General features: G+C 62.2%; 19 protein-coding genes. 9 read left to right on the top strand and 10 right to left on the bottom strand.

Annotated elements, in window-relative coordinates:
- Positions 1-167 precede the first annotated feature (167 nt).
- Genes LQ215_RS00635 through LQ215_RS00620 form a run of 4 tightly spaced genes read right to left on the bottom strand, consistent with a single transcriptional unit; the run spans position 168 to position 6,131 of the window.
- Positions 168-2,087, bottom strand: coding sequence for a heavy metal translocating P-type ATPase (locus LQ215_RS00635; protein ID WP_230146938.1), 1,920 nt, complete (start codon positions 2,085-2,087; stop codon positions 168-170).
- Positions 2,084-3,136, bottom strand: coding sequence for a protease modulator HflK (hflK, locus tag LQ215_RS00630; protein ID WP_230146937.1), 1,053 nt, complete (start codon positions 3,134-3,136; stop codon positions 2,084-2,086). The genes LQ215_RS00635 and hflK overlap by 4 nt, the downstream gene beginning before the upstream one ends.
- Positions 3,133-4,173 carry a protease modulator HflC gene (gene hflC / locus LQ215_RS00625; protein WP_230146936.1) on the bottom strand — a complete coding sequence of 347 codons (1,041 nt, stop codon included), beginning with the start codon at positions 4,171-4,173 and terminating at the stop codon, positions 3,133-3,135. Before hflC ends, hflK begins: the two co-directional genes overlap by 4 nt.
- Positions 4,170-6,131, bottom strand: coding sequence for a protease modulator HflK (locus tag LQ215_RS00620; RefSeq protein WP_230146935.1), 1,962 nt, complete (start codon positions 6,129-6,131; stop codon positions 4,170-4,172). Before LQ215_RS00620 ends, hflC begins: the two co-directional genes overlap by 4 nt.
- 222 nt (positions 6,132-6,353) lie before the next feature.
- On the opposite strand from LQ215_RS00620, the gene lpdA reads away from it, so the two are divergent.
- Positions 6,354-7,754, top strand: a complete 1,401-nt coding sequence (gene lpdA / locus LQ215_RS00615) for a dihydrolipoyl dehydrogenase (protein WP_230146934.1) — start codon at positions 6,354-6,356, stop codon at positions 7,752-7,754.
- Between the two features lie 130 nt (positions 7,755-7,884).
- On the opposite strand, the gene LQ215_RS00610 is transcribed toward lpdA, so the two are convergent.
- The 6 genes from LQ215_RS00610 to LQ215_RS00585 form a co-directional block, all read right to left on the bottom strand.
- The gene (locus LQ215_RS00610; protein ID WP_230146933.1) at positions 7,885-10,035 is read right to left on the bottom strand and encodes a hypothetical protein; all 2,151 of its coding nucleotides are present in this window, start codon (positions 10,033-10,035) and stop codon (positions 7,885-7,887) included.
- On the bottom strand, positions 10,022-11,215 hold the full coding sequence (locus LQ215_RS00605) for a DUF3142 domain-containing protein (RefSeq protein WP_230146932.1): 1,194 nt from the start codon (positions 11,213-11,215) through the stop codon (positions 10,022-10,024). The genes LQ215_RS00610 and LQ215_RS00605 overlap by 14 nt, the downstream gene beginning before the upstream one ends.
- A gap of 161 nt (positions 11,216-11,376) precedes the next feature.
- Positions 11,377-12,189, bottom strand: a complete 813-nt coding sequence (locus LQ215_RS00600) for a class I SAM-dependent methyltransferase (RefSeq protein ID WP_436839552.1) — start codon at positions 12,187-12,189, stop codon at positions 11,377-11,379.
- Between the two features lie 178 nt (positions 12,190-12,367).
- The gene (locus tag LQ215_RS00595; protein ID WP_230146931.1) at positions 12,368-13,228 is read right to left on the bottom strand and encodes a class I SAM-dependent methyltransferase; all 861 of its coding nucleotides are present in this window, start codon (positions 13,226-13,228) and stop codon (positions 12,368-12,370) included.
- Positions 13,225-14,517 carry a glycosyltransferase gene (locus tag LQ215_RS00590; protein ID WP_230146930.1) on the bottom strand — a complete coding sequence of 431 codons (1,293 nt, stop codon included), beginning with the start codon at positions 14,515-14,517 and terminating at the stop codon, positions 13,225-13,227. The genes LQ215_RS00595 and LQ215_RS00590 overlap by 4 nt, the downstream gene beginning before the upstream one ends.
- Complete coding sequence (locus LQ215_RS00585; protein WP_230146929.1) at positions 14,517-16,091, bottom strand: glycosyltransferase; 1,575 nt, start codon at positions 16,089-16,091, stop codon at positions 14,517-14,519. Before LQ215_RS00585 ends, LQ215_RS00590 begins: the two co-directional genes overlap by 1 nt.
- 428 nt (positions 16,092-16,519) lie before the next feature.
- Here LQ215_RS00585 and LQ215_RS00580 point away from each other — a divergent pair, with 428 nt between their 5' ends.
- From LQ215_RS00580 to LQ215_RS00545, 8 genes are read left to right on the top strand one after another with little or no spacing between them, the layout of a single operon-like run.
- Positions 16,520-17,434, top strand: a complete 915-nt coding sequence (locus LQ215_RS00580) for a GDP-mannose 4,6-dehydratase (RefSeq protein WP_230146928.1) — start codon at positions 16,520-16,522, stop codon at positions 17,432-17,434.
- Positions 17,431-18,399, top strand: a complete 969-nt coding sequence (gene gmd, locus LQ215_RS00575; RefSeq protein WP_230146927.1) for a GDP-mannose 4,6-dehydratase — start codon at positions 17,431-17,433, stop codon at positions 18,397-18,399. The genes LQ215_RS00580 and gmd overlap by 4 nt, the downstream gene beginning before the upstream one ends.
- 3 nt (positions 18,400-18,402) lie before the next feature.
- On the top strand, positions 18,403-19,845 hold the full coding sequence (locus LQ215_RS00570; RefSeq protein WP_230146926.1) for a mannose-1-phosphate guanylyltransferase/mannose-6-phosphate isomerase: 1,443 nt from the start codon (positions 18,403-18,405) through the stop codon (positions 19,843-19,845).
- A complete protein-coding gene (locus LQ215_RS00565) occupies positions 19,845-20,642 on the top strand; it encodes an ABC transporter permease (RefSeq protein ID WP_230146925.1) in 798 nt (265 codons plus the stop codon). Before LQ215_RS00570 ends, LQ215_RS00565 begins: the two co-directional genes overlap by 1 nt.
- Positions 20,642-21,907 (top strand): ABC transporter ATP-binding protein, encoded by a 1,266-nt coding sequence (locus tag LQ215_RS00560; RefSeq protein ID WP_230146924.1) that lies wholly within the window; start codon positions 20,642-20,644, stop codon positions 21,905-21,907. Before LQ215_RS00565 ends, LQ215_RS00560 begins: the two co-directional genes overlap by 1 nt.
- On the top strand, positions 21,904-23,271 hold the full coding sequence (locus LQ215_RS00555; protein ID WP_230146923.1) for a glycosyltransferase family 4 protein: 1,368 nt from the start codon (positions 21,904-21,906) through the stop codon (positions 23,269-23,271). The genes LQ215_RS00560 and LQ215_RS00555 overlap by 4 nt, the downstream gene beginning before the upstream one ends.
- Positions 23,262-24,392 carry a glycosyltransferase family 4 protein gene (locus tag LQ215_RS00550; protein WP_230146922.1) on the top strand — a complete coding sequence of 377 codons (1,131 nt, stop codon included), beginning with the start codon at positions 23,262-23,264 and terminating at the stop codon, positions 24,390-24,392. Before LQ215_RS00555 ends, LQ215_RS00550 begins: the two co-directional genes overlap by 10 nt.
- Positions 24,393-25,523 (top strand): glycosyltransferase family 4 protein, encoded by a 1,131-nt coding sequence (locus tag LQ215_RS00545; protein WP_230146921.1) that lies wholly within the window; start codon positions 24,393-24,395, stop codon positions 25,521-25,523.
- Positions 25,524-25,577 lie beyond the last annotated feature (54 nt).

Here is a 25,577-nt window from a genome sequence, read left to right as displayed (position 1 = left end):
TCAGACGTCTGAAAATGAGGGTAGACCATCGTAGAAAAATAGCAGGCTATCGAATTTATAGCCTTTTTCTATCACTGTCCCAAATTCACTCCTTGTGCCGGGTACTGCCAGTATGGGTACGCCCTCTCCAACAGAGACTGCAAGGGTGAGGCACAGTTCGCCAAGGGTTATCCAACGGCTCCCTTCGCTTGAATTTTCAGGAGTGGCTCTTGGAACCGCAGCAATCTCCCTGCATTACCTAACACTAGCAGGGTACTGAGATTGTGCAGCAACGCAGCGATCATCGCCCCCGCCGCGCCGAGCCAACCGAAGGCGGCAAAGGCGACGATTGCCAGCGTCCAGCCCAGGCCAATGATCACATTGACCTGCAACGTGCGCCGGCACTGGCGGCTCAATCGCACGCAAGTGCCGAGGCGCCGCAGGTCGCTGCCGATCAGCACGATGTCTGCCGACGCCAGGGCGATGTCCGCACCGCCGGCGCCCATGGCAACGCCCACCACCCCAGCCTTGAGCGCCAGGGAATCGTTGATGCCATCGCCCACCACCATGGGGCGGAACCCATGGTCGATCTCGGCCATGACCCGCTTGAGCTTGTCTTCCGGCAGGGCCTGGGCTTGCAGGTCGCCGATGCCGACCTCCCGAGCCAGGGTCGTGGCCACGCTCTGGCGGTCGCCGGTCAACAGCAACTGTCGCCCCAAGCCGAGCTCGCGCAGCTCGGCCATGGCAGCCCGTGCTTCCGGCTTGACGCTGTCGGCCAGCAACAGCCAGGCGAGGAATTGCCCGTCCAGGGCCAGGCCGGCAATCGGGCCGTCGTGCTCCGGGACGGCTGACGTTTGAATGCCCAGCTGTGCAAACAACTCCGGCCGCCCAAGCGCCGCTTCGCCCTGGGCGGTCATTGCGACGACCCCCAGGCCTTGGCGCTCATGAATGTCCGTCAGCGCCAGGCAGTCTTCCTGTGCCACCAGCCCCGCCAACGCACGACTGACCGGATGACTGCTGGCCGAACCGAGGCTGGCAGCCAAAGGCAGCAGCAACGATGAGGGAGCATCCTGGGCATGCTCAATGGATTGCAGGCGCAGGACACCGTAGGTCAGGGTGCCGGTCTTGTCGACAACCAACGATGTCAGGTCCGCCAGTTCTTCCAGGAAGGCCGAGCTGCGGATCAGGATCCCATGGCGCGCCGCCACCGCGATTCCGGCAATGGCGGTGGCCGGCGCCGACAGCACCAACGCACAAGGACAGGCGGCGACCAGTACCGCCAGCATCGCCTGGGCATCGTTGGTCACGAACCAGGTCACCGCCGCCAGCAACAACACCAGTACCAGGTAACTGCCGGCATAGCGCTCCAGCAGACGAGTGATGGGCGGCTTGGAGCGTTCGGCGTTTTGCATCAGGGCGATGACTTTACCCAGGGTCGATTCTTCGCCGGTACGGGTCACTTCCAGGCGCAGCAGCCCATCCAGGTTGATCGCGCCACCAAAGACTTCAGTGCCGACCACAGCCTCCAACGGCACCGACTCACCCGTGATGGGCGCGGTATCGAGGCTGGCCTGGCCGGACAACACCCGACCATCGGCCGGCACCCGGTCGCCAGCGCGCACCTCCACGACATCGCCGGGCTGAAGCGTCGCATTGTCGACATCAATGATCGAACCGTCGGCCTGCACCTTGCGACCTTGGCTGCGGGTCAGTTGGCCAAGGGCATGGATCGCCTCCTGGGAGCCAATGACGCTGCGCTCTTCCAGCACATGCCCGAAAATCATGATGATCGGCAACAACGCCGCTGTCAGCAGATCACCGGTGGCCCAGGCACCGAGCATCGCCAGGGCGATGAGTTGATCGGTAATCCCGTGCAGGCTTGGATAACGCAGGCTATACCAAGCCGAACGCATCACCGGCACCGCCACCAACAGCGAGGCAAACCCCAACAGCAGTTGGCTGACTCCGCTCTGCTCCGGCGACCAGGCGCGCCATGCCAGGCCCAATGCGAGCAAGCCGAGGGCGAGCATCGCCAAGGTCAGTTGCCGGGCGGCGAGGCGTTGTTCCGCGGAGGACAACATCGGTGCAGCACTGGTTTGGGCGGTCATTGTCCGGCTCCCTGGATGATCAGGCGGGCATCGTCTTTCGGATCGACCGTGGTCACTGAACCGGCCTGGCGAAGGATGGCAGGCATGCGTTCGCGATAAAGACGCAGCAACATTTGCGGATCGCTGCCTTGGGTCTTCGCCAGGCCCAGCACCGTGGCGGTGTCGGCCGAAGCCTTGGCGAGTCGTTCGCTGGCCTGGGCATGGGCGACTTGCACGGCACGGTCGGCGTCTTGGCGGGCGGCCTGGGTGAGTTTTTCCGCTTCGGTGCGGGCGTTGGCCACGGCTTTATCGGCCTGCTGACTGGCCGTCAGCACCGCGTTGAAGGCACTGACCGCCGGCCCCGGCAGACTCGATTGCACATCGACCCGCACCACTTCGATACCCAACCCCTGCCCTGTCGCTGCCAAGTCAGCCAGGCGTCGGTTAAGCCCCTGCATCAGATCGCCACGCAAGCGTTCGCGGCGTTCGGCCGCCTGGTTGTCGCTGCCCATCAGTTCGGGGCGAGCCACCAGAATGGTGTCCAAATCCCGGGCCGCGGTCAGGGCCACGGCACTGCGGGTCGCCAACCGGTCCAATGCCGGCAGGACATGCTCACCTTGCAAGACGAAGGCGTAAGGGTCGGTGACTTTGTAGAACACTCGCACATCCAGTTGCACCACGCCGGCATCACCGGTCAATAAATAACCAGAGCCGGCCAGCGCATCGCTGATGGGCGTGGCGAAACTGGCGACACGATCGCCCTGCAGGGCCTCATCCGAGCGCAGCAGATTTTCCACCCGCCGTTCAAGTACCCGATCCGCAGCGGGCAGCAACACCACTTGTTCCACAGGACGCGGCCAAGCCAACAAGAGGCCGGCATTCTGGATGCGATCCAAGGCGCCAAAGTGCAGCACCACCGCACGATTCTGCGGATCGATCTGCCGCACGTTGGAAAAGACCCAGGCCACCGCCGCCAACACCGTGACCGCGTAAAGCGCAAGAAACGCCAGGCGTCCGGCCTGGATCCACGGACTGGACAACTCATTTGTTCCACGTGGAACCAAACTCATGGTTGTGTTCCACCTTTGCCTTCCACGGAAACAGGACCGTCCACCAGCACACGGAATGGCGCCGCATCGGTTCGCAGAATCAACTTCGTGCCTGGGCTGACAATGGTGCCCAAGGTGTCCAGCGAACGGAGCAGGTTGTAGAGCTGCGGGGAGCCGGCATACGCCCGGCCATAAATCTCGGCCGCTTCTACTCGTGACTGCGCTTCGATATCCGCGGCCTTCACCGTGGCATCGGCTTGCATGACTCGCGCATCACGTTCTGCGGCGGAGCGAATCTGCGCCGCTTCGCGTTTGCCGATGGCGGTGCGCTCGGTGGCGATGGTCTCGCGCTCGGCGCGCATGCGATCCACCGTCGCCGTCAGTGTCACCGAGGGCAGGGTCAGGCGTTCGACACCGACCTGCAACACGCGCACGCCATAAGTGGTGAGCAACTGTTGATCGATCTGCTGGCGCAGCTGGGCTTCGAAATCGGCGATGCGCACCTGGCTGGCATCGGTGTTGACCAGGTTCGCCAGGTCAAAACTCGCGGCCGTGGTTTCCAGCGCCGAGCCGACGAAGGTGCGAATCTGCCGTGCGGCTTCGTCGGGTTGGTTCTGCACCGCGCGCATGAAACGCTGCACATTTTCCGGGTCACCCTGCACCTGCCAAGCCACGTAGGCCTGGACAATGATCCGCAGCCCATCACGGGTGCCAACATCCTGCAGACCGCTGGACGTGGTGCGCAACCGCAGGTCCACCGGGATCGCCGCCTCTAACGGCGCCGGCCAGCGCCAACCCAAGCCAGGTTGCAGCAGCACCCGCGCCGGATTGCCAAAACGGGTGATGACCGTGGCCTCACCCGAGCGCACTTGCACCAGGCTTGCGGCCGCAACGGCAAACGCCACCAGCAACGCCGCCCAACCTATCCGCCGCCACGGGAACGGACCGGCCTGCTGCGAATCGCCATGATGGTGGTGATGATGGCCATGGTGATGACCGGCATGGCCGTGATCGTGGCCGGCGTGGTCGTGGTGATCGTGTGAAGAGGACTGGCTCAATGGGCAGCTCCTGGCGGGACAGGGTTACGCGGCGACACGGGGTCTGCCGGCAGCGTGAAGGTGCGCAAGTCGATGGTCGGCGCGTTGCCGCTGCCGCCCAGTCGATGGTCGAGAATCAGCAAACGGCCATTGGCCAGGCCCTGGCTTAGTTGGCCCAGGTAGTGCTCCAGCACAAAAGCGTGCCCCGCCGTCGCGTAGGCTTTGCGCTCGGCATTGAAACGCAGGTCAGCGGCCTGGGCGGTTGCGTTGATTTCCCGAGCAGTGGCCGTGGCTTGGTCATGGGCGACACTGGCTTGCAATTGCGCCTGGTTGGTCTGTTCCGCCGCCGCGCCGCGCTCTCGAGCGATCAACGCCTGCGCGCCGATCTGCGCCGCCTGCACGCCATGGTAGGCATTGGCCGCACCGGCCGGCGGGTGAATCGCCTCCACCACCGTCGCCAGGATTTCCACACCGCTGTCGAGCGATCGCAAGTCAGCCTGGACGGCGTGACCGATTTCGTCGGCGAGGCTGACACGGTCCGCACCCAGCAAACCGTCCAGCGTGCGCGATGCAAACTCATGCACCAGGATGCGGCTCGCGGTGCTGCGGATCAGCGTCGGCACATCGGCGCTGTTGTAGGTCGCCGCCAACGCCGCGGCGTCCGTCAGGCCGATGCGGTAGACGAAGCGCACGTCCATGTTAACGATCTGGAAGCTCTGCTGGTCAGCACGACGACTGGCAATGACCTGGGACTTGTCGTTCACATGGCTGGCGTCCCATAACCGATTGGCGATTGCCGGCGCGGGGCCCTCCGCCGGTTCAGCCTCGACCACCGCACGACTCTCCGCGACGCTGGTTGCCAGTTCATGCACAACGCCATTCTCGACGTTGAGCACCCTGCCCCACGGCCAAGGCAACGCGACATGCAAGCCCGGGCCGAACACCTCCACCGGTTTGCCAAAACGCTCATAGATGCCACGCCCCTGCAGCGGCACTTCGTGCACGCCCGTCAACAACCAGCCCACCAGCACCACCAGCGCCAACACCGGTAAAAAAGCCCGGCGCATGTAGCTGAACGCCCAGATCTGGCGCAAGTCGATGCCAAAACGGTTGTGCAATTCATGTTGCAAGGCCAGCAACGGTTGCGGGGGCCAGCGCAGCAGATCGGCGATGACACTTCGACCCAACAGCGTCGGTTCCAGGGAATCCCGGCGCGGGATGAATAACGACAGCACGGCGCGCAGCAACAACTCCGCCGCTACCACGCCCGGCAATAGTCCCATCAGCACGGCCAGGCGCAGCGGCCAGACGGACGTTTCTGCGGCGAACAACAAGCACACAGCGCCGAGCACCAACACGATGATCGTCACCCGCGTCAGTTGCGCCAGCGGCGGCGCTTCCGGCCATTCCTCGGGCGATTGCTGAGCCAATTGCCGCTCGAACACCAACAGCCCGAACGCCAACAACAACGACAACACCGCCCCCACACTGGCCGAGACGCCGAGGGTGGCAGCCGGCAGTTGCAAGTTCCAGGCTTGCTCCAGGCCCAGCAATACCAGCACGGACCAACCGGCCAGCCACAACGCAGGCGCACCGATCTGTTTCAGCAGGCCGACCCCGCGAGCGCCCATTCGCTCCACCAACCGTTCATACCAACCCAGGTTATCAACAGGCGCGTTTTCCGCAGGCAGGTTATCCACAGCCGGCAGCAGCGCCCTGCTACGCCATTGCGTGACCCACCAGGCCGATTGCAAACCCGCCACCAGCACCAAGAGTCCCGCGCCTTGGCTGACCAGCAAGACCGGCCATAGCGACTGTGGCGAAAACACCCCGATAAAAAACGCCAGTACCAGGCCCAAGCCCGCCACACCTCCCACGGCGAAGGCGATCTGCTTCAGACGGCGCCCCTGAAACGACGCGCGCTGAAAACGCGGCCACTCGGCCACCTGTGCCCCCTCGACATCAAGATCGACTTGCATACCACCCCAGCATTCGTGGCGATCAAAATCCGGGCCCCGTGGACAGACGCCACCGGCGCTTCGTTACATGCCGTTACCTTATAACGATTCCTGTGAAATTTTCGTTTTGAATTCTTCATGCCAAAGCCGGTGCTGGCCTCTTGACTTAAGCCTTGACCGAAATCTCTGGAAACGCTCATATTACGCACATAATTTTTTATCGGGCCAAGCGGGAGAACAGCGATGAGCGACTACGACGTGATCATTCTGGGCGGCGGACCCGGCGGGTATAACGCGGCGATTCGGGCCGGGCAATTGGGGTTGAAAGCGGCCTGCGTCGAAGGCCGAGCCACCCTGGGCGGCACCTGCCTGAATGTCGGCTGCATGCCCTCCAAGGCTTTGCTGCATGCCTCGGAACTGTACGAAGCGGCCACGGGAGCGGAATTCGCCAACCTGGGCATTGAGGTCAGTCCCACCCTCAACCTTGCGCAAATGATGAAGCAAAAGGACGACAGCGTGACGGGCCTGACCAAGGGCATCGAGTTTCTGTTTCGCAAGAACAAGGTCGACTGGATCAAAGGCTGGGGCCGCATCGACGGGCCGGGCAAGGTGACCGTCACCGCTGACGATGGTAGCAAGACCGAACTGAACGCCAAGGACATCGTCATCGCCACCGGCTCGGAACCCATGCCGTTGCCAGGCGTGACCATCGATAACCAGCGCATCCTCGACTCTACCGGCGCCTTGTCCTTGAGTGAGGTGCCCCGGCATCTGGTGGTGATCGGCGCCGGCGTCATCGGCCTTGAACTGGGTTCAGTCTGGCGGCGCCTGGGTGCCCAGGTGACCGTGCTGGAATACCTCGATCGAATCTGCCCGGGGGTGGACGGCGAAGCCGGCAAGACCCTGCAACGGGCCTTGGCTAAACAAGGTATCCAGTTCAAGTTGAGTTCGAAGGTCACCGGCGCCACGACCTCGGCCAGCGGCGTGCAATTGCAGATCGAGCCAGCGACGGGCGGCGAAGCACAGACCCTGGACGCCGATTACGTGCTGGTCGCTATCGGTCGTCGGCCTTACACACAAGGGTTGGGGCTGGAGAACGTCGGGCTGATCCCGGACCCGCGCGGCATGCTCGCCAACCAGCATCACCGCACCGAAGCACCGGGCGTCTGGGTCATCGGTGATGTGACGTCCGGACCGATGCTCGCCCACAAGGCCGAAGACGAAGCCATGGCCTGCATCGAACAGATCGCCGGCAAGGCTGCCGAGGTCAACTATGCGCTGATCCCCAGCGTCATCTACACCCGTCCGGAACTGGCCAGCGTCGGCAAGACCGAGGAACAGCTCAAGGCCGAAGGCCGGGCCTACAAGGTCGGCAAGTTTCCCTTCACGGCCAACAGCCGGGCCAAGATCAACCATGAGACCGAAGGGTTCGCCAAGGTCCTGGCCGATGAACGCACCGATGAGATCCTTGGCGTACACCTGGTAGGCCCGAGCGTCAGTGAGATGATCGGCGAATATTGCGTGGCCATGGAATTCAGCGCCTCGGCCGAGGACATTGCCCTGACCTGCCACCCACACCCTACCCGCTCGGAGGCGTTGCGCCAGGCGGCCATGGATGTGGAGGGGATGGCGACGCAGATGTAGGGGCACGCCCCACTGGCGATACCCCCCTGTAGGAGCGAGCTTGCTCGCGATGGGGCAATCACATACGCCTTTGTAGCGTCTGCTATGCCGTCATCGCGAGCAAGCTCGCTCCCACAATGGGTTATTCAGCTTAGGAGGCCGACATCCGCGCCTTGCGCCGGCGACGACTGATCCATCCCAACGCCACCGCCACCACCAGCACGGCCCCGCTCACTTCCAACCACACTTTGTAAGGTCGCAGCGTCGAGCGTATCGGGTCCAGGGCCTGGGTCACATAGCGTTTGTTCGCCTTGCCAAAGTCCGGTTCCTGGCATTGATGACCGAAATCCTCGGCCCACTCCACATACGGACCTTCCTTCACATACCGTTGATACAGCGCGCTTTGCTCCTCAAGGCTGGAGTTGTATCCCACCGCTTTGCACAGCACTGCCGCAAACGCCTGGCTGGTATGCGGCAAATAATCCGTCGCCTGGCTCGCCAGCGCCGTGGCGACAAACCGATAGTGGTAACGCACCTCAGGCTGCGCCGCGCTGGCCTGCTGGCGTTGCACTTCGCCTTCGGCCACCAGCGGCCCGACCTTCAGCTCAACCGGTTCCAGGCTGTAGCTGCCGCCCAGGCTGGCGTAATCCGGCGCCATCTCATAGCCAAGCAACTCCATGCCCCATTTGCGCGCCATCCTGGACGCATTGAAATACGCCTCGGCTCGTCGGGTTGGCCACCATTTGGACTCCGCCTCCTGGCGCAATTGGCCATAGGCGCGGGCCTTGTCCTGCAGGTCCGGGTTATCGAAATAAGCTGGCGCCTCATCAAAGCGCCCTTCCCTCAGCAAACGACGACCCAGCAGGTTGCGCAGGCTCGCAGCCACCGGCAGCGGCACATAGTTGTCCCGATCCTCCTGGCTCAACGCCGGTGGCGCCGGAACCTGGGCGTCGACGTACTGCTTGAGCTCATCCACCGTCAGCACACGCTCGGCGACGGCAGCAGCGTCGTACCAATAGTTGCTCTGGCCGCGATAGAGCTGATCGAAGGCTTGCAGGTAATCGCCGCGCTGCAAGGCCAGGATCGCGCTTTCACCTTCGACCCGGCACTTGGGCTGCACCGACTCGAAGTTCCAATCCGGTGTCCGCCGGCTGCCCCAGGATTCATCGTTCGGGAAAGCCTGGGCAGCCTTGGCATAAGCCGCCGCTGCGGCAACCTTGTCACCATCGCGCAGGGCCAGCTTGGCGCGCACCCACCAGGCCAGGCCGGTGTCGGAAGCCTTTTTCACAAAAGCCTGAGCACTGGCGTAATCGCCGTGCTGGTAACTCACCGCCGCTAAACGGTCGGCATCGTCCAGGTTGTCCCGGGCGTTGGCTTGCAACCGTTCGAACAGCCTTTTATCGCCAGAGGGTTCTTCACCGTCCCACCAGCCGACGCGGCTGAGCAGGTAGGCGGTGACCAATCGCTGCACCGCCTTGGACTTGAGCAATTCGCTCAAGCGCTCATCCGGTTGGGCGCTCAAATCACCGGCCAATTGCAGCAATGAGCTATAGCCCACCGGGGAGCCTTGCAGGTTCTGGGTCGCATACAGGCCGATGGCACTGTCCCAATCGTCAGCGGTGTAGGCCACCCGGGCTTCTTCGCCAAGGCTGGCGATGCCCAGTTCCAGCGGATCGCTGAAGCCGGCAATGCTCAACTCGCGGGCCTGGCGAAACGCCGCTCGCGCCTGGTCCTGCAAGACCGCAGGGTCGCCGCTGCCGGCCTCGGTGCTCACGGCGAACAGGGCCCGGCCGAGGGAGTACGCGGCCCAGGTGCTGCGCAACCGACGTTGATCGGCCGGCAACGCCAGCAATTGCTGGAATGCTTCCACGGCGCGCTGATGCTCACCAACGTTGAAAGCCGCCGCGCCAATTGCATACAGGCGCAGTTCATCAGGCAGGTTGGCCGCTTCGGCTGCCACCTGGTCGATATCGGTCAGGGCCCGCAGGCGCTCCACCACCGCTTGCTGCGGCGGGCTCAGGCCGATCTGCTCGGCCTGGTTGCGTTGTTCAACATAGGAAGGCAGGTCGTCATAGCTGTAGTCCGGGTTGCGCGTGGCCTCGGTGGCCGGCTTGAGCCCGGCAATCGCCTGGCCGAGGCGGCTGACCTCGAAGCGAAAGCTGCCTTCGGGCAATTCGGCCAGCGACTGGGCGCGGTTATCCAGCAAGCGCATCGGGAAATCCGGCCCGCAGGCCAGCGCCGGGCCCAGCGGCAGACAAAGGCTCAGACACAGTAGGTGACGAGGCCACTTACGGGTAAACATTGAAACCTCCTTGGTCGATTTTCGTACAGCGCGCCCAGCCGATTGCCCGTTGGCCGCCAGCAGCCAAGCGGCCTTCCTGAATGCGGGTGAAGGTAAGCAGTCCGGGGGTTTGTTGCAACGTATAACCGGCCAAGGCATCGACGCCGTCACACACGCCGACAGCCAGCGTCAGGCGCTGGGGCCAGGGGCTGTCGAGATTGCCCTGGTTAACCAGGCGGATATCGTACAAACCATCCTGCTCTGTCCATTGCAACGCCAGCCGACTGTCCAGGCTGTCTCCCCGGGCGACGGCGCCGAGCGTGTTCAGGCTCCACGCCCGTCGGTCGCCGGCCAGCGGCAGGCGAAACCAGATCAGCCCAGCGAGATGTTGCGGCGGATCGGCACGCAAATCTGCCACAAGCCCGGCCACTTGTTGCGGATCGGCCAGCAACTCCCGCCGCTCGCCAGCGCGATCGATCGGCACTTCGCTTTCCACCACCGGAACGCCACTCTCCTGGGTCAGCAGCGCCACGCCGTACGCCGGCAGGGCCAGATAAAACGGCCGTGTGGTGACGTCGCTCCAACGTTGCGCCCAGCGCCGGGCCTGTTTCGGCTCGAACAATCCCTGCCGGGGATCGCTCACCGCGTGGACCTGCAGCACGCTGCTGTCCACCGTTTCCAACAACCCCGGCAATGCCGGGCTGTCGAGCCAGGCCGGTAGCGCGGTAATACTCAGCCGCAGGTTGGCCGGCAGGACTTGCCGCAGTTGGCCGAGGAATTTTCCATAGGCCGGCAACCGTGCGTTGCCGGCATCGTGGTCGATTTCTATCCCCACCGGGGTCAGGCCTTGGGCTTGCCAATCGCCCAGCACCTGCTGGATCTGCGCGATCACCTCGTCCTGGTCCAAGGCCTTGAGCTGACCGTCCAGGCGAATCACGGCGATCAGCGAACGGCCGTCAGCCTTGAGCAAGGCCGGATCGATCCGCGCACGGCGCCAGCCCTCCCCGGGAAAAGCCTGCAACGCCAGCACCCGCAGGCTGGAGAAATCGCCACGGCTCTGGCGCAGCGCCGGCTCGTGGGCCTTGGTCCATTGGCGTTGCCAGATATACAGCTGTTGATCCAGGGCTGGGGGTGGAGGTTGTTCGCAGCCCGCCAAAAACAACACGGCGAGGGCCAGGGAGAGCCGGAAAAGAACAATCATGAAGCCTTACCGCGCGCAAAAGATGTGCAGATTAACGCCGTGCGCATCATTGTGGGAGCGAGCTTGCTCGCGATAGCGGTGTATCAGTCAATCTATAGGCGGCTGAACCAACGCTATCGCGAGCAAGCTCGCTCCCACAGGATGGAGGTCTACCGACGTCATCAAGGTTTGCGAGCAATAATCACCTGACTCTTGGCCACCACCGCATCCAGCGCCTGCTTGATCTGCGGGCCGCGCGGCGAATTCAGCACGGCTTGCCAGGTGTCGGCCCAATGATTGAGCAACGGGTGGTCGGCGTTGCTGAAATCGACCTTGGCCTCCCAGAACAACAGCATCCACATCGACCAGTAGAAACCGTATTGGCTGTGGCTCAACACCGTAAGCCCCGCCTCGCTGACCATCGCCTTGAACTGCTCTTCGCTGATGATGCGAATGTGGTTGGGCTTGCGGAAGTACTCCGGCGCGGCGATGTCCTTTTGCAGGTCTTCGGAGCTGGGGTGCGGCACGCTCAACAGGTACAGCGCACCGGGCTGGCCGACCCGTACCAGTTCGGCAAGGAACTGCGCCGGGTCGTCGACATGTTCGATGACTTCGGTGGACACCACCCGCGTGGCCGTGGCGTCGGCAATGGGCAGCGGGTTGCAGTCGGTCACATGGCACTCGACGCCACGCGCGGGGGTGTCGCTCAAGCGCTGGCGAGTGGCCTCGACCTTGGCCGCGTCGATGTCGGCGATGATGATCTTCGCCCCGCGCATCGCGCAATAATGCACATTGCCGCCATCTCCACAGCCAACATCCAGCAAGGTATCTTCAGGTGTCACTGGGAAGCCGGTGAACAGCTCGTTGGTCTGTTGGTTGAACCAGCCACTGAGCATCGCATCCTGCAGCCCGAGCATATAAGGGTCGATCTTGTCAGTCACCGGCTCGGTGGGCCCGGGCATGCCCTTGGTGAGTTTTTTTAAAAGGCTCAGCATCAATACGCTCCAGAGACGGTAAGGAAGGCGAGGCGGTGGACAGGCTTCAATCCGTTGAGCGTCAGGATTGCGCCCAACCTTGTTTGGCCTGCCGATAATCGAGTGCACTCAACAACACAATCAGGGACCGTTGCCATTACAACGAGCAGCTGTTCGATGTTCATGATTCGCTTGCTGCTCATGATGCATTCCCCGGTTTGCGGGCAATGATGACCTGGCTCTTGGGCATGAACCGGTCCAGCACCTGCTTGATCGCCAAGCCATCAGGTTGCGTCAGCAAATCCTGCCAGAGGCTCGCCCAGCGCTCCATCAACGCTGGATACGGCGCCTGGATGCGGTCGCGCACCGCACCCTCCAGGTCTCGGCCAGCCGACTGTTCGCTGGCCCAGAAGAAAATCATGCCCATGACCCAGAAAAATCCGCTGGCCTGGCGATGCTCGATCACCAGCCCGGCCTCCTCCACCAGCGCGGCAAATCGTTCGGCACTGAAAATCTGCACGTGGTTGGGCGCCTGAAAGTAGCCCGGCGGCGCGATGCCTTGCTGCAAATGCTCGCCCACCGAGGCCGGCACGCTGAGCAAGTACTGCGCCCCAGGGCGGCCCATGCGCACCAGTTCAGCCATGAATGGCGCTGGCTCATCGATATGCTCGAGCACCTCCATGCAGACGATCTTGTTGGCACAGCCATCGGCCAGGGGCAGCGGCAAGCTGTTGCTGACCAGGCCCAAGAACGGTGCGGCGGTCTGCGCTTCGACCTGGCGAGCCAGGTCGCGCACCTTGTCCTGTTCGCTGTCGGTAAAGATCACCGACGCGCCCTGGCGCATTGCAAACAGCGTCGCCACACCTTCGCCGCACCCTACGTCCAGCAAGGTATCGTCGGCCGTGATGGCAAAGCCCTTGAGCAGTTCGCCGGTTTCACTGCGAAACCAGCCATCAAGCATCGCGTCGCAGAGGCCGACATCCCGGGGCGAAACGGCCGCCGTCGGCGGTGGCGAAGGTTCCACCGCTGGCCTGCGCTCGGCCAGCCATCGTCGGATCATGGCTGCGCCGCGTTCCGGCGACGCTCGGACAGTTGCTCGAAAAACGCCCGCAAACCCCGCTCGGCGTTCGCCTGGCTGCAGAATTTCTCCAGGCTGAGCACGGCGTGAGCCGACATGCGGCGATAACGCTCGGGGTCGTTTTTGGCCACGTCATAGCTGGCACGATAGGCCGAGCACAGTGAGTCCCAATCGGTGACATAACGCAGGGTCCGGTAAGCCGCGCGCGGGTCGTGGGGCCAGGCGGTCAGTTCCTCGGTCGAATCCACCACGAAGGCATTGTCGTGGTCGATGTAGTCGGCCATCGCCGTGTTCAGCGGCGCAATCGCCGGGCGGCCGCAGGACATGAACTCCATCAACGGCAGGCACTGCCCTTCGCCGTAGGAACTGTTGACCACGTACCGGGTGGCTTCCACCAGTCGCTCGTAGTCCGCGTCCGCCAGGTAACCGTGAATCAGCACGATGCGGCAGCGGAACGGTTGATTCTTGTAGAGGTGGTGCAATATATCGTTAAGCGCATCGGTGATGTCGTGATGGGTCAACTTGAGCACTAGCGTTGCATCAAAGACGTCACGGAACGTTGCACAGAAAGCACTGATCATGTCAGTCCAATTCTTGCGCCCATCATAGGGGTTGAACACGGAGGTATAGATCACACCGTCCAGGAACAACTCCTGATCCCGAGGCGGGCCTTCAAGCCCCAACGGTGTGCCGGCCCGATGCGCTGGAGGACCGTAGGGCTGTAGGTCGATGAGGCGGCTGTCGATCAACAATCCGCGTAATTGCAGGCGCAGGTGATCCACCACGGCCCTCTTGGCGAGCACAGCGCCGCGAGCGGCAAAGCGATCCCATACCGGTGCCGCGATCGCGGTGATAGGGAAATCCGTCCCCATGACTTCGCGTACGGCTTTGACGGTGAAGCTGGAATGGGTAATCGCCATGCCGGTTGCGCCCAGGACCACCCGCCAATCGTGCCGGGGCTCGCCCTGCCAGCTTTCGGTAGGAATGGTGCTGAACTCCCAGGCGAACACCGGAATCGTCGGACAGGCGTAGTGGGCGGCGGTGCGATGAGGAGGTGAGAACGACAGGAATACGCAACCCTCGCCGCGCGCCAGGCAATCGGCGTACAACTGATCGACCTCTTCGTCAGGCCGAGTCACTTCGACGACCCGCCCCAACCGCGCCAGCACCGGACGAAACTCCTTGAGCACGAAGTAATAGCTGTACTCGGGTTTGCCGAGGCTTTCCAGAATGTTGCTCTGGTTGGTTTCCGAATAAATGATGATCAACATTAAGCGGTACCTGCCTGGACCGCGAGCGGCAGCCCTTCGTCACCGGCTGGCGTAGCCAGGAAATCCGCCAGGCGCTGCTGCACCGGGGCGAAGCCGCAATAGCGGCGCATCCGTTCGTTGGCGGCAAAGGCCATGGCCTGGTAGGCCTGGGGTTGGTGCTTGGCCATGGCGTAGCTCTGCTGGTAGGCGAGTTTCAAAGAGCCCCAATCGGGCCGATGGCGCAGGGTGCGGTACAGAATGCGCGAATCTTGAGGCCAGATAGCCGGTTCGCGGCTGGATTTGACGATAAAAGCCACCTCGGAATCGATGTAGTCACGCATCGCCGTGTGGTCGGGTGCGATTACTGGCCTCGCGCACGACATGAACTCCATCAGCGGCAGGCACAGCCCTTCGCAACGGGAGGCATTGACGTAGAAGCTCGCCGCGCCATAAAGCCGGGCGAACTGCTCATGATCCAGATACCCATGCATGACCACTACCCGACAACTGAACGGCGACAGCTGGGACAGTAGCGTGAGCAAATGGACGTAGTAGGTCGACAGATCGTTCTGGGTCATTTTCAGCACCAGCGTGGCGTCCTCGACGTCGCGCAGGGCCCAACAGAATGCGGTAATCAATTGATGCCAGTTCTTGCGCCCGTCATCGGGGTTTAACACACTGACGTACACCACCCCGCTGACTTTTGTCTCGACCACCCGGTGGGTGTCCGGCAGGACGGCCTGGGGGTGTTCCGAGGGTGCTGGCTCTGGAGCGGCCTCGACGGCCAGCGACGGCCCCCGCAGGATCCTGCTGACCACAACGCGAACCGGCACCGGAATCAGGTCACGGACCGCCTCGCGATACCAACCCAACAGGTTGTGCTTGAACAGCCACACAGGACCCTGCTCGGCCTTGCTGCTGAAGGCGCGGATGACTTCGCGCAGGTAATGGCGAGAAATGGATGCGCGCCGCCGCCAGGTCAGGGGCTGCGGCTTGGTGTCCGGGTCCGGCGGCTCTTCAAGGATCGGCGCGATCAAGCCGTCAGCCGACAGCCCCAGGGGCCGGCTATCGATGATGCAACCCTTGATCCGCAAGGTCGTTCCCGGGTTGACCGGCAGGCTTGGGTATTGTTCGCGAACCGCCGCGAAACGCTCCCACAGCGGCGTGGGCAACACCAGCACCGGGAAATCCTCGCCCAAGGTCCGGCGGATCGCCTCGGCCGTGTGGCTGGACAGGGTAATCACCCGGCCATGACGGGCCAACGTGCGGCTCCAGTCATGCCGCAGGTCGTCGTCCCAGTGTTCGGCCGGGATCGAATCGAACTCCCAGGCCACCACACAGAGCGTCGGACATAACAGATCGACGGGAGTCTTGTAGGGAGGAGAGAACGAAAGGAACAAACAGTCCTGCCCGGCCGCCTGCAACGTTTGGTAAAGCGGATCGACCTCGTCGACCGACGACACCACATGCACCGGTCCCAGGCTTTCCAGCACGGGGCGATAAGCCTTGAGCACGAAGTAATAGCTGTACTCAGGGCGGCCGAGGCTCTGGCTGATGGAGTGATCGTTTACGTCCGAGTAAAGAATGAAATTCATGGCATCCCATCATGGTGCTGCCATCCCGGCAGCCCCACTTCATGACGGTCGAGTCACGTATCGAGCCGGCCCCGGGCCGTTACTCGTCGTTCGTCTTGCTACCCGTCTCGTTCTTGTTTTTTTTGTGATCCCGTCCCTGCGGTTCGACCCCGAAGATCGAAACCAGGGACATCGTGACGAGGGGCATTCTAAACACATCCACCAAGGGTTCGTGAACCGCTCGGTGCGAATAAACCCGCTATACATATGAGAACTGACCGGTCACGGTTTGCGCTGTTGAAATTGCTTCGAAATTGGCACAGATTGGCAACCAAACAACTACAACAAATGCTTCTCTAGATTGATCGTTGAGTGGTTTTTCCCCGATCTTACGGAAATTTCCTACTCAGTTCGCGATAGACGAAGCAACCGTAAAAAGGGGTTGATGCTTGAAAAAACGTCTGTTCGTCACGGGCCTCAGCGGTTTTGTTGGACATCACCTCAAATCTCGACTGATCGGTCATGATTCGGCGTGGCAAGTCATGCCTGTCGCTGCCCGCTACGACCTGACGGATGCCAAGACCCTCGAAGGCCTCTGGCCCGAGATCCCCGACGCCGTGATCCACCTGGCGGGCCAGACGTTTGTCCCTGAAGCCTTCCGCGATCCGGCGCGCACCCTGCACATCAACCTGCTGGGCACCTTGAACTTGCTCCAGGCCCTCAAGGCCCGGGGTTTCACCGGGACATTCCTCTATGTCAGCTCCGGTGATGTCTATGGCCAGGTCAGCGAAGACCGATTGCCGATTACCGAACTGCAACTGCCCTCCCCGCGCAACCCGTATGCCGTAAGCAAGCTGTCGGCCGAACTGCTGAGCCTGCAATGGGGCATGAGCGAGGGCTGGCCGGTGCTGGTGGCCCGCCCGTTCAATCACATCGGTCCAGGGCAGAAGGACAGCTTCGTCATTGCCAGCGCCGCCCGGCAAATCAGCCGGATCAAGCTGGGCCTGCAACCGGCCCGGCTGCAAGTAGGCGATATCGACGTAACCCGCGACTTCCTTGATGTCGGCGATGTGATTTCGGCCTACCTGGCCCTGCTGGACAAAGGCGTCCCAGGGCAGGTCTACAACATCTGCTCGGGCCGCGAGCAGAGCATTCGCAGCCTCATCGAACAACTGGGCGATATCGCCCAGGTCGACGTGCAACTGATCCAGGACCCTGCGCGTCTTCGCCGCGCAGAACAGCGTCGCGTCTGTGGTAGCCCAGCCAAGCTACGACAGGCCACCGGATGGACGTCTGAAACAACAACACAACAATCCTTGCGGGCGATCCTGTCCGACTGGGAGATACGGGTACAACAAGAATGAAAAGTGCATTGATCACAGGGATCACCGGTCAAGACGGCGCGTATCTGGCCAAGTTGCTGCTCGACAAGGGTTACAAGGTCCACGGCCTGGTGGCGCGACGAAGCAGCGACTCGCGCTGGCGGCTGCGAGAGATGGGCATCGAACAGGACATTGTTTATCTGGACGGTGACATGGCCGATGCCTGTTCGGTGCAACGGGCCGTGATCAAGTCGGCGCCGGACGAGGTCTACAACCTGGCCGCGCAAAGTTTCGTCGCGGCCTCCTGGGACCAGCCGGTGACCACCGGCATCGTCGATGGGCTAGGGGTCACCCACCTGCTCGAAGCCATTCGCCAGTTCAGCATGCATACGCGCTTCTACCAGGCATCCACCAGCGAAATGTTCGGCCTGATCCAGGCCGAGCAACAGGACGAGCACACCCCGTTCTACCCACGCAGCCCCTATGGCGTGGCGAAACTGTACGGCCACTGGATCACCGTCAACTACCGGGAAAGCTTCGGCCTGCATGCCAGCAGCGGCATCCTGTTCAACCACGAGTCACCGCTGCGTGGCATCGAGTTCGTCACCCGCAAGGTCACCGATGCCGCTGCGCGCATCAAGCAGGGCAAGCAACAGGAGTTGCGCCTGGGCAATATCGACGCAAAACGGGACTGGGGCTTTGCCGGCGATTACGTCGAGGCCATGTGGCTGATGTTGCAACAGGACACCCCCGACGATTACGTAGTGGCTACCGGCGTCACCACCACTGTGCGCGAGATGTGCAGGATTGCCTTCGAACACGTGGGCCTGGACTACCGTGACTTCGTCAAGATCGACCCGGCGTTTTTCCGCCCAGCCGAAGTCGAGGTGTTGCTCGGCAACCCGGCCAAGGCACAACGCGTCCTGGGCTGGAAGCCCCGGACCGACCTCGACACCCTGATCCGCACGATGATGGATGCGGACATGAAACGCGTCGCCAAGGAGTAGGCCATGCTCATTCCCGTGATTCTTTCCGGTGGTGCCGGGACGAGATTGTGGCCGGTGTCCCGCGAAGGCCACCCCAAGCCTTTCATGCTCCTGCCCGACGGCCAGTCGCTGCTGGGCAAGACCTATCGGCGCGCCGCAGGGTTGTTCGACGGCCGGGGCGACATCGTCACCGTCACCAATCGCGAGTACTACTTCCAGAGCCGCGACCACTATCAAAGCGCCCATCTGGAGCGTTATCGCGGTCACTTCGTACTCGAACCGACAGGCCGCAACACCGCGCCCGCCATCGCCACGGCCACCCTCGCGATACAGGCCCTGCACGGGGACGACGCAATCCTGGTGGTCATGCCTGCCGACCACCTGATCCAGGACGAGGCCGCCTTCCAGGCGTCCGTGGCGCACGCCGTGGAACTGGCCAAAAACGGCCACCTGGTGACCTTCGGCGTACTGCCCTCGGCGCCGGAAACCGGCTTCGGTTATATCGAACGGGGCAAGCCCCTGGATACCAAGGGCGCGGCCAAGGTCGTGCGCTTTGTCGAAAAACCCGACCTGCAGACCGCCACGCAATATCTGGAAAGCGGCCGCTTCCTGTGGAATTCAGGGATGTTCTGCTTCTCGGTCAAGACCCTGCTGGCGGAGCTGCAAACCCACGCCCCCGAGCTGCTGGAACAGGCGCGCGCCTGTGTCACGGCCAGTACGGCGGTGGAAACCTCAGGGTGTGTGCAGCAGGAATTGTCCGCGGCGCATTTCGCCGAAATGCCAGACATCTCCATCGACTATGCCCTGATGGAACGCTCCGCCAATGTCGTGGTGATTCCCGCCGCATTCGACTGGAGCGATATCGGCTCCTGGAACGCCGTCGCCGGCCTGGTGCCCGCCGACGGGCAAAACAACCGCACCACCGGCGAGGCCCTGTTTATCGACAGCCAGAACAACTTCGTCCAGAGCGACGGCCGCCTGGTAGCTGCCCTGGGCGTGGAAAACCTGATCATCATCGACACCGCCGATGCCGTGCTGGTGGCCCACGCCGACCGCGCCCAGGATGTGCGTCGCGTCGCCCGGCAACTCAAGGACAAGGAACACGAAGCCTATCGCCTGCACCGGACGGTCAGCCGTCCATGGGGCAGTTATACCGTGCTCGAAGAGGGCCCACGCTTCAAGATCAAGCGCATCGTGGTCAAGCCTGGCGCATCGCTGTCGCTGCAAATGCACCATCACCGCAACGAACACTGGGTGGTGGTCGAAGGCATGGCCAAGGTCACCAACAACGGCTCGGGTTCGCACCTGGTCGCCAAGAACGAATCGACTTTCATCCCCGCCGGCCACAAGCACCGCCTGGAGAATCCCGGCGTGATCGATCTGGTGATCATCGAGGTCCAGAGCGGCGAATACCTGGGGGAAGACGACATCGTCCGTTTCGAAGATCACTATGGCAGGGCGGTCTGATGCTGCTGGCCTTGCAGCGCACACTGTGGAGCTACCGCGGCTTCGTCCTTGGCAGCGTCAAGCGCGAGTTCCAGGCGCGGTATCGCAACTCGTTGTTCGGCGCGTTGTGGACGGTGCTCAACCCGTTGTCGATGATCCTTGTCTACACAGTGATTTTTTCCCACATCATGCGTGCCCGCCTGCCCGGTGTCGAAGATGGCATGGCCTACAGCGTCTATCTCTGCGCCGGTCTGCTGACCTGGGGACTGTTCGCGGAAATCACCACCCGCAGCCAGGGCATGTTCCTGGAAAACGCCAACCTGCTGAAAAAGATTAGCTTTCCTCGGATCTGCCTGCCGGTGATCGTGCTGTTCAACGCCGGGATCAACTTCGCGATCATCCTCGGGCTGTTTCTCGGTTTCCTGTTGATCACCGGGCGCTGGCCGGGCATGGCCTTGCTGGCCTTGGTGCCATTGCTGGCCCTGCAAGTGATGTTCGCCGCCGGGCTGGGCATGCTGCTGGGCATCCTCAATGTGTTTTTCCGCGATGTCGGGCAGTTGTTCGGCATTTGCCTGCAATTCTGGTTCTGGCTCACGCCGATCGTTTACCCGATGACGATCCTGCCGCCGCCGATCCAGCAACTGCTCGCCTTCAATCCCATGACCGCCCTGATGCAGAGCTACCAGAACCTGTTTCTGTACAACCAATGGCCGGTCTGGAGCTCTCTGGTGCCGTTGCTGGTGATCGGCCTGCTGTTATGCGCCTTGGGCTTGCGCATGTTTCGTCGGCGTGGCGGTGAAATGGTGGACGAACTCTGATGGGGCATTTGCGCGTCACGGGCCTGGGCAAGGCCTACAAACAGTATCCGAACCGCTGGAGCCGGCTGTTCGAATGGTTGATCCCCTTTTCCCGTCAACGCCATCAATTGCACTGGATTTTGCAAGGGGTGGATTTCGAGATCCAGCCCGGGGAAGCCGTCGGCATCGTCGGGGTCAACGGTGCCGGCAAAAGCACGTTGCTCAAGATGATCACCGGCACCACCCAACCCACCTGCGGCCACATCCAGTTGCAGGGCCGCGTCGCCGCGTTGCTGGAACTGGGCATGGGCTTTCATCCGGATTTCACCGGCCGCCAGAACGCGTTCATGGCCGGTCAGTTGCTGGGCATGCAGGTGGAAGAAATCGAAGCCTTGATGCCCGAGATCGAGGGGTTCGCCGAAATCGGTGAGGCCATCGACCAACCGGTACGCACCTACTCCAGCGGCATGCAGATGCGCCTGGCCTTCAGCGTCGCCACCGCCCGGCGCCCGGACATCCTGATCGTCGACGAGGCGCTGTCGGTGGGCGACGCCTACTTCCAGCACAAGAGCTTCGAGCGCATCCGCAGCTTCCGCAAGGCCGGCACCACTTTGCTGATCGTGTCCCACGATCGTTCAGCGATCCAGTCGATCTGCGACACCGCCATCCTGCTCGAACACGGGCGCATGGCCATGCGCGGCAAGCCCGAAGAAGTGATGGATTACTACAACGCGATGCTGGCCCAGCGCGAAGGCCAGGTGGTTCGCCAGGAAATGCTCGCCAACGGCCAGGTGCGCACGATCTCCGGCACCGGCGAAGCCGGCATCATCGATGTACAACTGCTCAACAGTCAGGGGCAGTCGGTGGAAGTGGCCGAGATCGGCCAGCCAATGGTGTTGCAAGTGCGGGTTGAAGTCCGCCAGGACATCGAGCGGCTGGTGCTGGGCTTTTTGATCAAGGACCGCCTTGGCCAGCCCATGTACGGCATCAATACCCATCGCCAGGACAAAGCCGTGACCGACCTCAAGGCCGGCGAACAGATCACCTTCCGCTTCAGCTTCGACATGCGCCTGGGCAAGGGCAATTACTCCGTTGCGCTCAGCTTGTCGCGGCTGGACTCGCACCTGGACCGTAATTTCGAATGGCGCGACTACGGGCTGGTGTTCCACGTGATCAATAATCGCCAGGAGGATTTCGTCGGCTGTTCCTGGCTCCAGGCCCGGACCAGTATCCAGCGTTCGAGCCAGACTGCCGTCGAGGCGTTGCCGCAAAAGGAGTTGCCATGACCCGTCTGCTGGTGGATTGCACCTATGTATACGACCACCCGAATGACAACTCCGGCATTCAGCGAGTGGTGCGCAACGTCATTCGCGAATTGCCAGTCAAAGACGGGGAACGCGAATGCATTCCCGTGGTGATGCTGCAGGGCAAGCTGTACGAAGTGAAAAGCCTGGCCCCCCTGCCCTCGAACGGGCTGGATCTGGCTGACCTGCGGGCACGGTTGGTGCAGTTCGCCAACCTGTTCTGGCTCAGGCAGCGGACCCTCGAACGGTGGCGCCCCTTCAACCAGTCGATCTGGGCTCGCCGCTTCTTGTACATTGTCTGCCGACTGTTCGCCCTGGCATGCCTGAACCTCCCCATTCGAATCCTTGATCGCCTCCTGAGACGCGAGCCTGCCCCGGAACGCAGCGTACCGCTGAAGCATCGGGCCGGCGATCAACTGGTGTTGCTGGACTCTTCCTGGCACTCAGGCTTCTTTCCCCTGGCCGAACAGCTCAAGCGTGATGGCGTCGGGATCATCTCGGTGATCTACGACCTGATCCCCCTGACCCATCCGCAATTCTGCGACGCCGGACTGGTCAAGGTGTTCAACCATTGGTTCGATTGGATTGCCCGCACCGCCGACGGCTTTATCGCCATTTCCACCACCATTCGCGATCAGGTTCGCCAGGAAATGGTCCGGCGCATTGGCGAGCAGCAAGTGCGCGAACGCTGGTTCGACTATTTTCATCTTGGCAGCGAACTGGACCTGATTGACGCCACTCATCCCGTAGACCCGAACTTGCTGCGGTTGTTTGAGCAACCAGAGCCAGTATTCCTGATGGTCAGCACCATCGAGCCGCGCAAAAACCACGCTTACCTGCTCGACGCATTCGAGCGGGCCTGGGCCGCCGGCTCCCAGGCGCGGCTGTGCATCGTCGGAAAAATCGGCTGGAAGTGCGAGGCCTTGATCGAACGTATCCGGCGTCATCCGCAACTCGACAGCCGCCTGTTCATGTTCAACAACCTCTCGGACCAAAGCCTGGAACACGCCTATCGAAACGCCACGGCGCTGGTGTTCCCGTCCTACGTGGAAGGCTTCGGCCTGCCACTGGTGGAAGCCATGCAGCGCGGCTTGCCGGCAATGGGCAGCGACATTGAAGTGTTTCGGGAAATCGGCGGGGACTTCATGGCCTATTTCGATCTGGACGATCCCCAAAGCCTGGCGAACCTGGTCATCGACATGGAGCGCACCGGAATATTCCCCGCCAGTCGCAACCTGGATCAATGGCAATGGCTGAGCTGGCGCCAGGCCAGTGCGCAACTGGTGGAGCGGATCGAGTACCACATCAATGAAATGGCCCTCGACCGGGAAACAGCATGCGAATAGCCCTCAACGCACGCATCCTCCAAGCGCCACGCACCGGCATCGGCCATTACGTAGCGGAGCTGGCCACTGCCCTGGCCCGGGAGCCGGATGTGCAGTTGGCGCTGTTCCACGGCTGGGGTTGGAGCTCGCAGTTGCCGCAAACGGCCGCGCCTGGCTATTCAAAGCTAAGCCCCTGGCTTCGGCGGGTTCCAGGAGCCTATCAGGCGCGGCGCTGGCTGGAGCAGAAACGCTTCGATCAAGGCCGTTCAAGGGCCATCGACCTGTATCACGAACCGAGCCTTTGGCCGCTGGCCTTCGAGGGGCCGACGGTGATCACCCTCCATGACCTCACGCACCTGCGCTACCCCGAAACGCAACCACCGGCACGCCTGAAGGAAATCGAGCGACGGCTCGGCCGTGCGGTGGAGCGGGCGCACCTGATTCTGACCGACTCGCAGTTCATCGCCGACGAAGTGCAACAGCATTTCGGCCTCCCCGCCGAGCGCCTGCGGGTCGCTCCACTGGGGGTGGCGGCGCGTTTCCATCCGCGCGAACCCGCCGCCATCGACGCCGTACTCAAGGCCCATGGCCTGGAGCCCGGCCGATACTTTCTGTGTGTCGGCACCCTGGAGCCACGCAAGAACTTGTCGCTGGCCCTGCGCGCCCATGCCGGGCTTCCTGAATCCGTACGTCAGACCTTTCCTTTGTTCATTGTAGGAATGAGCGGATGGCAACAGGCACAGCTCAATGATGAGTTGAAACGCGCCCTGGCTGGCGGTCATGTTTGTCTGGCGGGTTACCTGCCTGATGAACAGGTCGCCCAGCTATTGGCGGGGGCACGGGCGCTGATTTTCCCGTCTTACTACGAAGGCTTTGGCCTGCCGGTGCTTGAAGCCATGGCCAGCGGCACACCGGTGATTACCACCCGTTGCTCGGCGATGCCCGAGGTGGCGGGGCCGGCCGGTAATTATTGCGAGCCGGACGATTCGCAAGGCATGCGCGACGCCATGGGCCGGTTGATGGAAGATCACCCGCACTGGCAAGCGTGTCGCGAGGCGGGGTTGCAACAAGCGGCACTTTTTTCCTGGGAACGCTGTGCGAAGGTTACCGCCCAAGCGTATCGCCAGGTCTTGGGAGGTTGAATGCGAGTCCTGCACTTTTATAAAACCTATTTGCCAGACTCCATGGGCGGCATCGAACAGGTCATCTTCCAGCTATGCGACAGCACTGACCAGTTGGGTATCGATAACACCGTGTTGGCCCTGAGCACGCAGCCGGCGCCCGAACCGATCAAGATCCGACAGCATGTCGTTCATCAGGCGCGAATGGACTTCCAACTGGCCTCCACCGGCTTCTCCTACAGCGTGTTCAAGAAATTCCGTGAGCTGGCCGCCGAAGCAGACGTGATCAACTACCATTTCCCCTGGCCGTTCATGGACCTGGTGCATTTTTTCACCTGCGTGAAAAAACCCTACGTGGTGACCTACCATTCGGACATCGTTCGCCAGCGGCACCTGCTCAAGCTCTATCGCCCCCTGATGCGGCGCTTTCTGAACGGCGCCGAGCGCATCGTCGCGGCGTCGCCGAACTATGTGCATACCAGCGACGTGCTCAAGGAATATCCCGCCAAGACCCGAATCATCACCTACGGCCTGAACAAGACCAGTTATCCACAGCCTGATGCCGAACGCATGGCGGGGTGGAAGGCAAGACTGGGCGAGCGTTTCTTTTTGTTCGTGGGGGTGATGCGTTACTACAAAGGCCTGCACATTCTGCTCGACGCCCTTAAAGGCGTGGATTACCCCGTGGTCATCGTGGGTGCCGGCCCGCTGGAAAAACAATTGCATGCCCAGGCGGCGGCACTGGGCCTGCGCAACCTGCATTTCCTCGGGCGCCTGGGGGATGAAGACAAGGTCGCGCTGCTGGAGCTCAGTTATGCCATCGTGTTCCCTTCGCACTTGCGCTCCGAAGCCTTTGGTATCTCGTTGCTCGAAGGCGCGATGTTCGGCAAGCCGATGATCTCCAGCGAAATCGGCACCGGCACCAGCTACATCAATATCCACGAAGAAACCGGCCTGGTGGTGCCACCGAGCAATTCCGAGGCTTTTCGCGAGGCCATGCGCACCCTGTGGGAAAACCCGGCACAAGCCCAGGCAATGGGCGCCAGGGCCGAAGCCCGTTACCGACAGTTGTTTACATCTGAAGAGATGGGCCGCAAGTGGGTGCGGTTGTATGAGGAACTGCTGGAGGAAAAGGCGCTTTCCTACGCATAGACCTGCCGTGTGGGAGCAAAGCTTGCTCGCGAAACAGGCGCCTCGATCCCTCAA

This window comes from Pseudomonas brassicacearum (genome assembly GCF_918698105.1).
Classification (GTDB): domain Bacteria; phylum Pseudomonadota; class Gammaproteobacteria; order Pseudomonadales; family Pseudomonadaceae; genus Aquipseudomonas; species Aquipseudomonas brassicacearum_F.
This window is presented reverse-complemented; position numbering and strand designations above follow the sequence as displayed.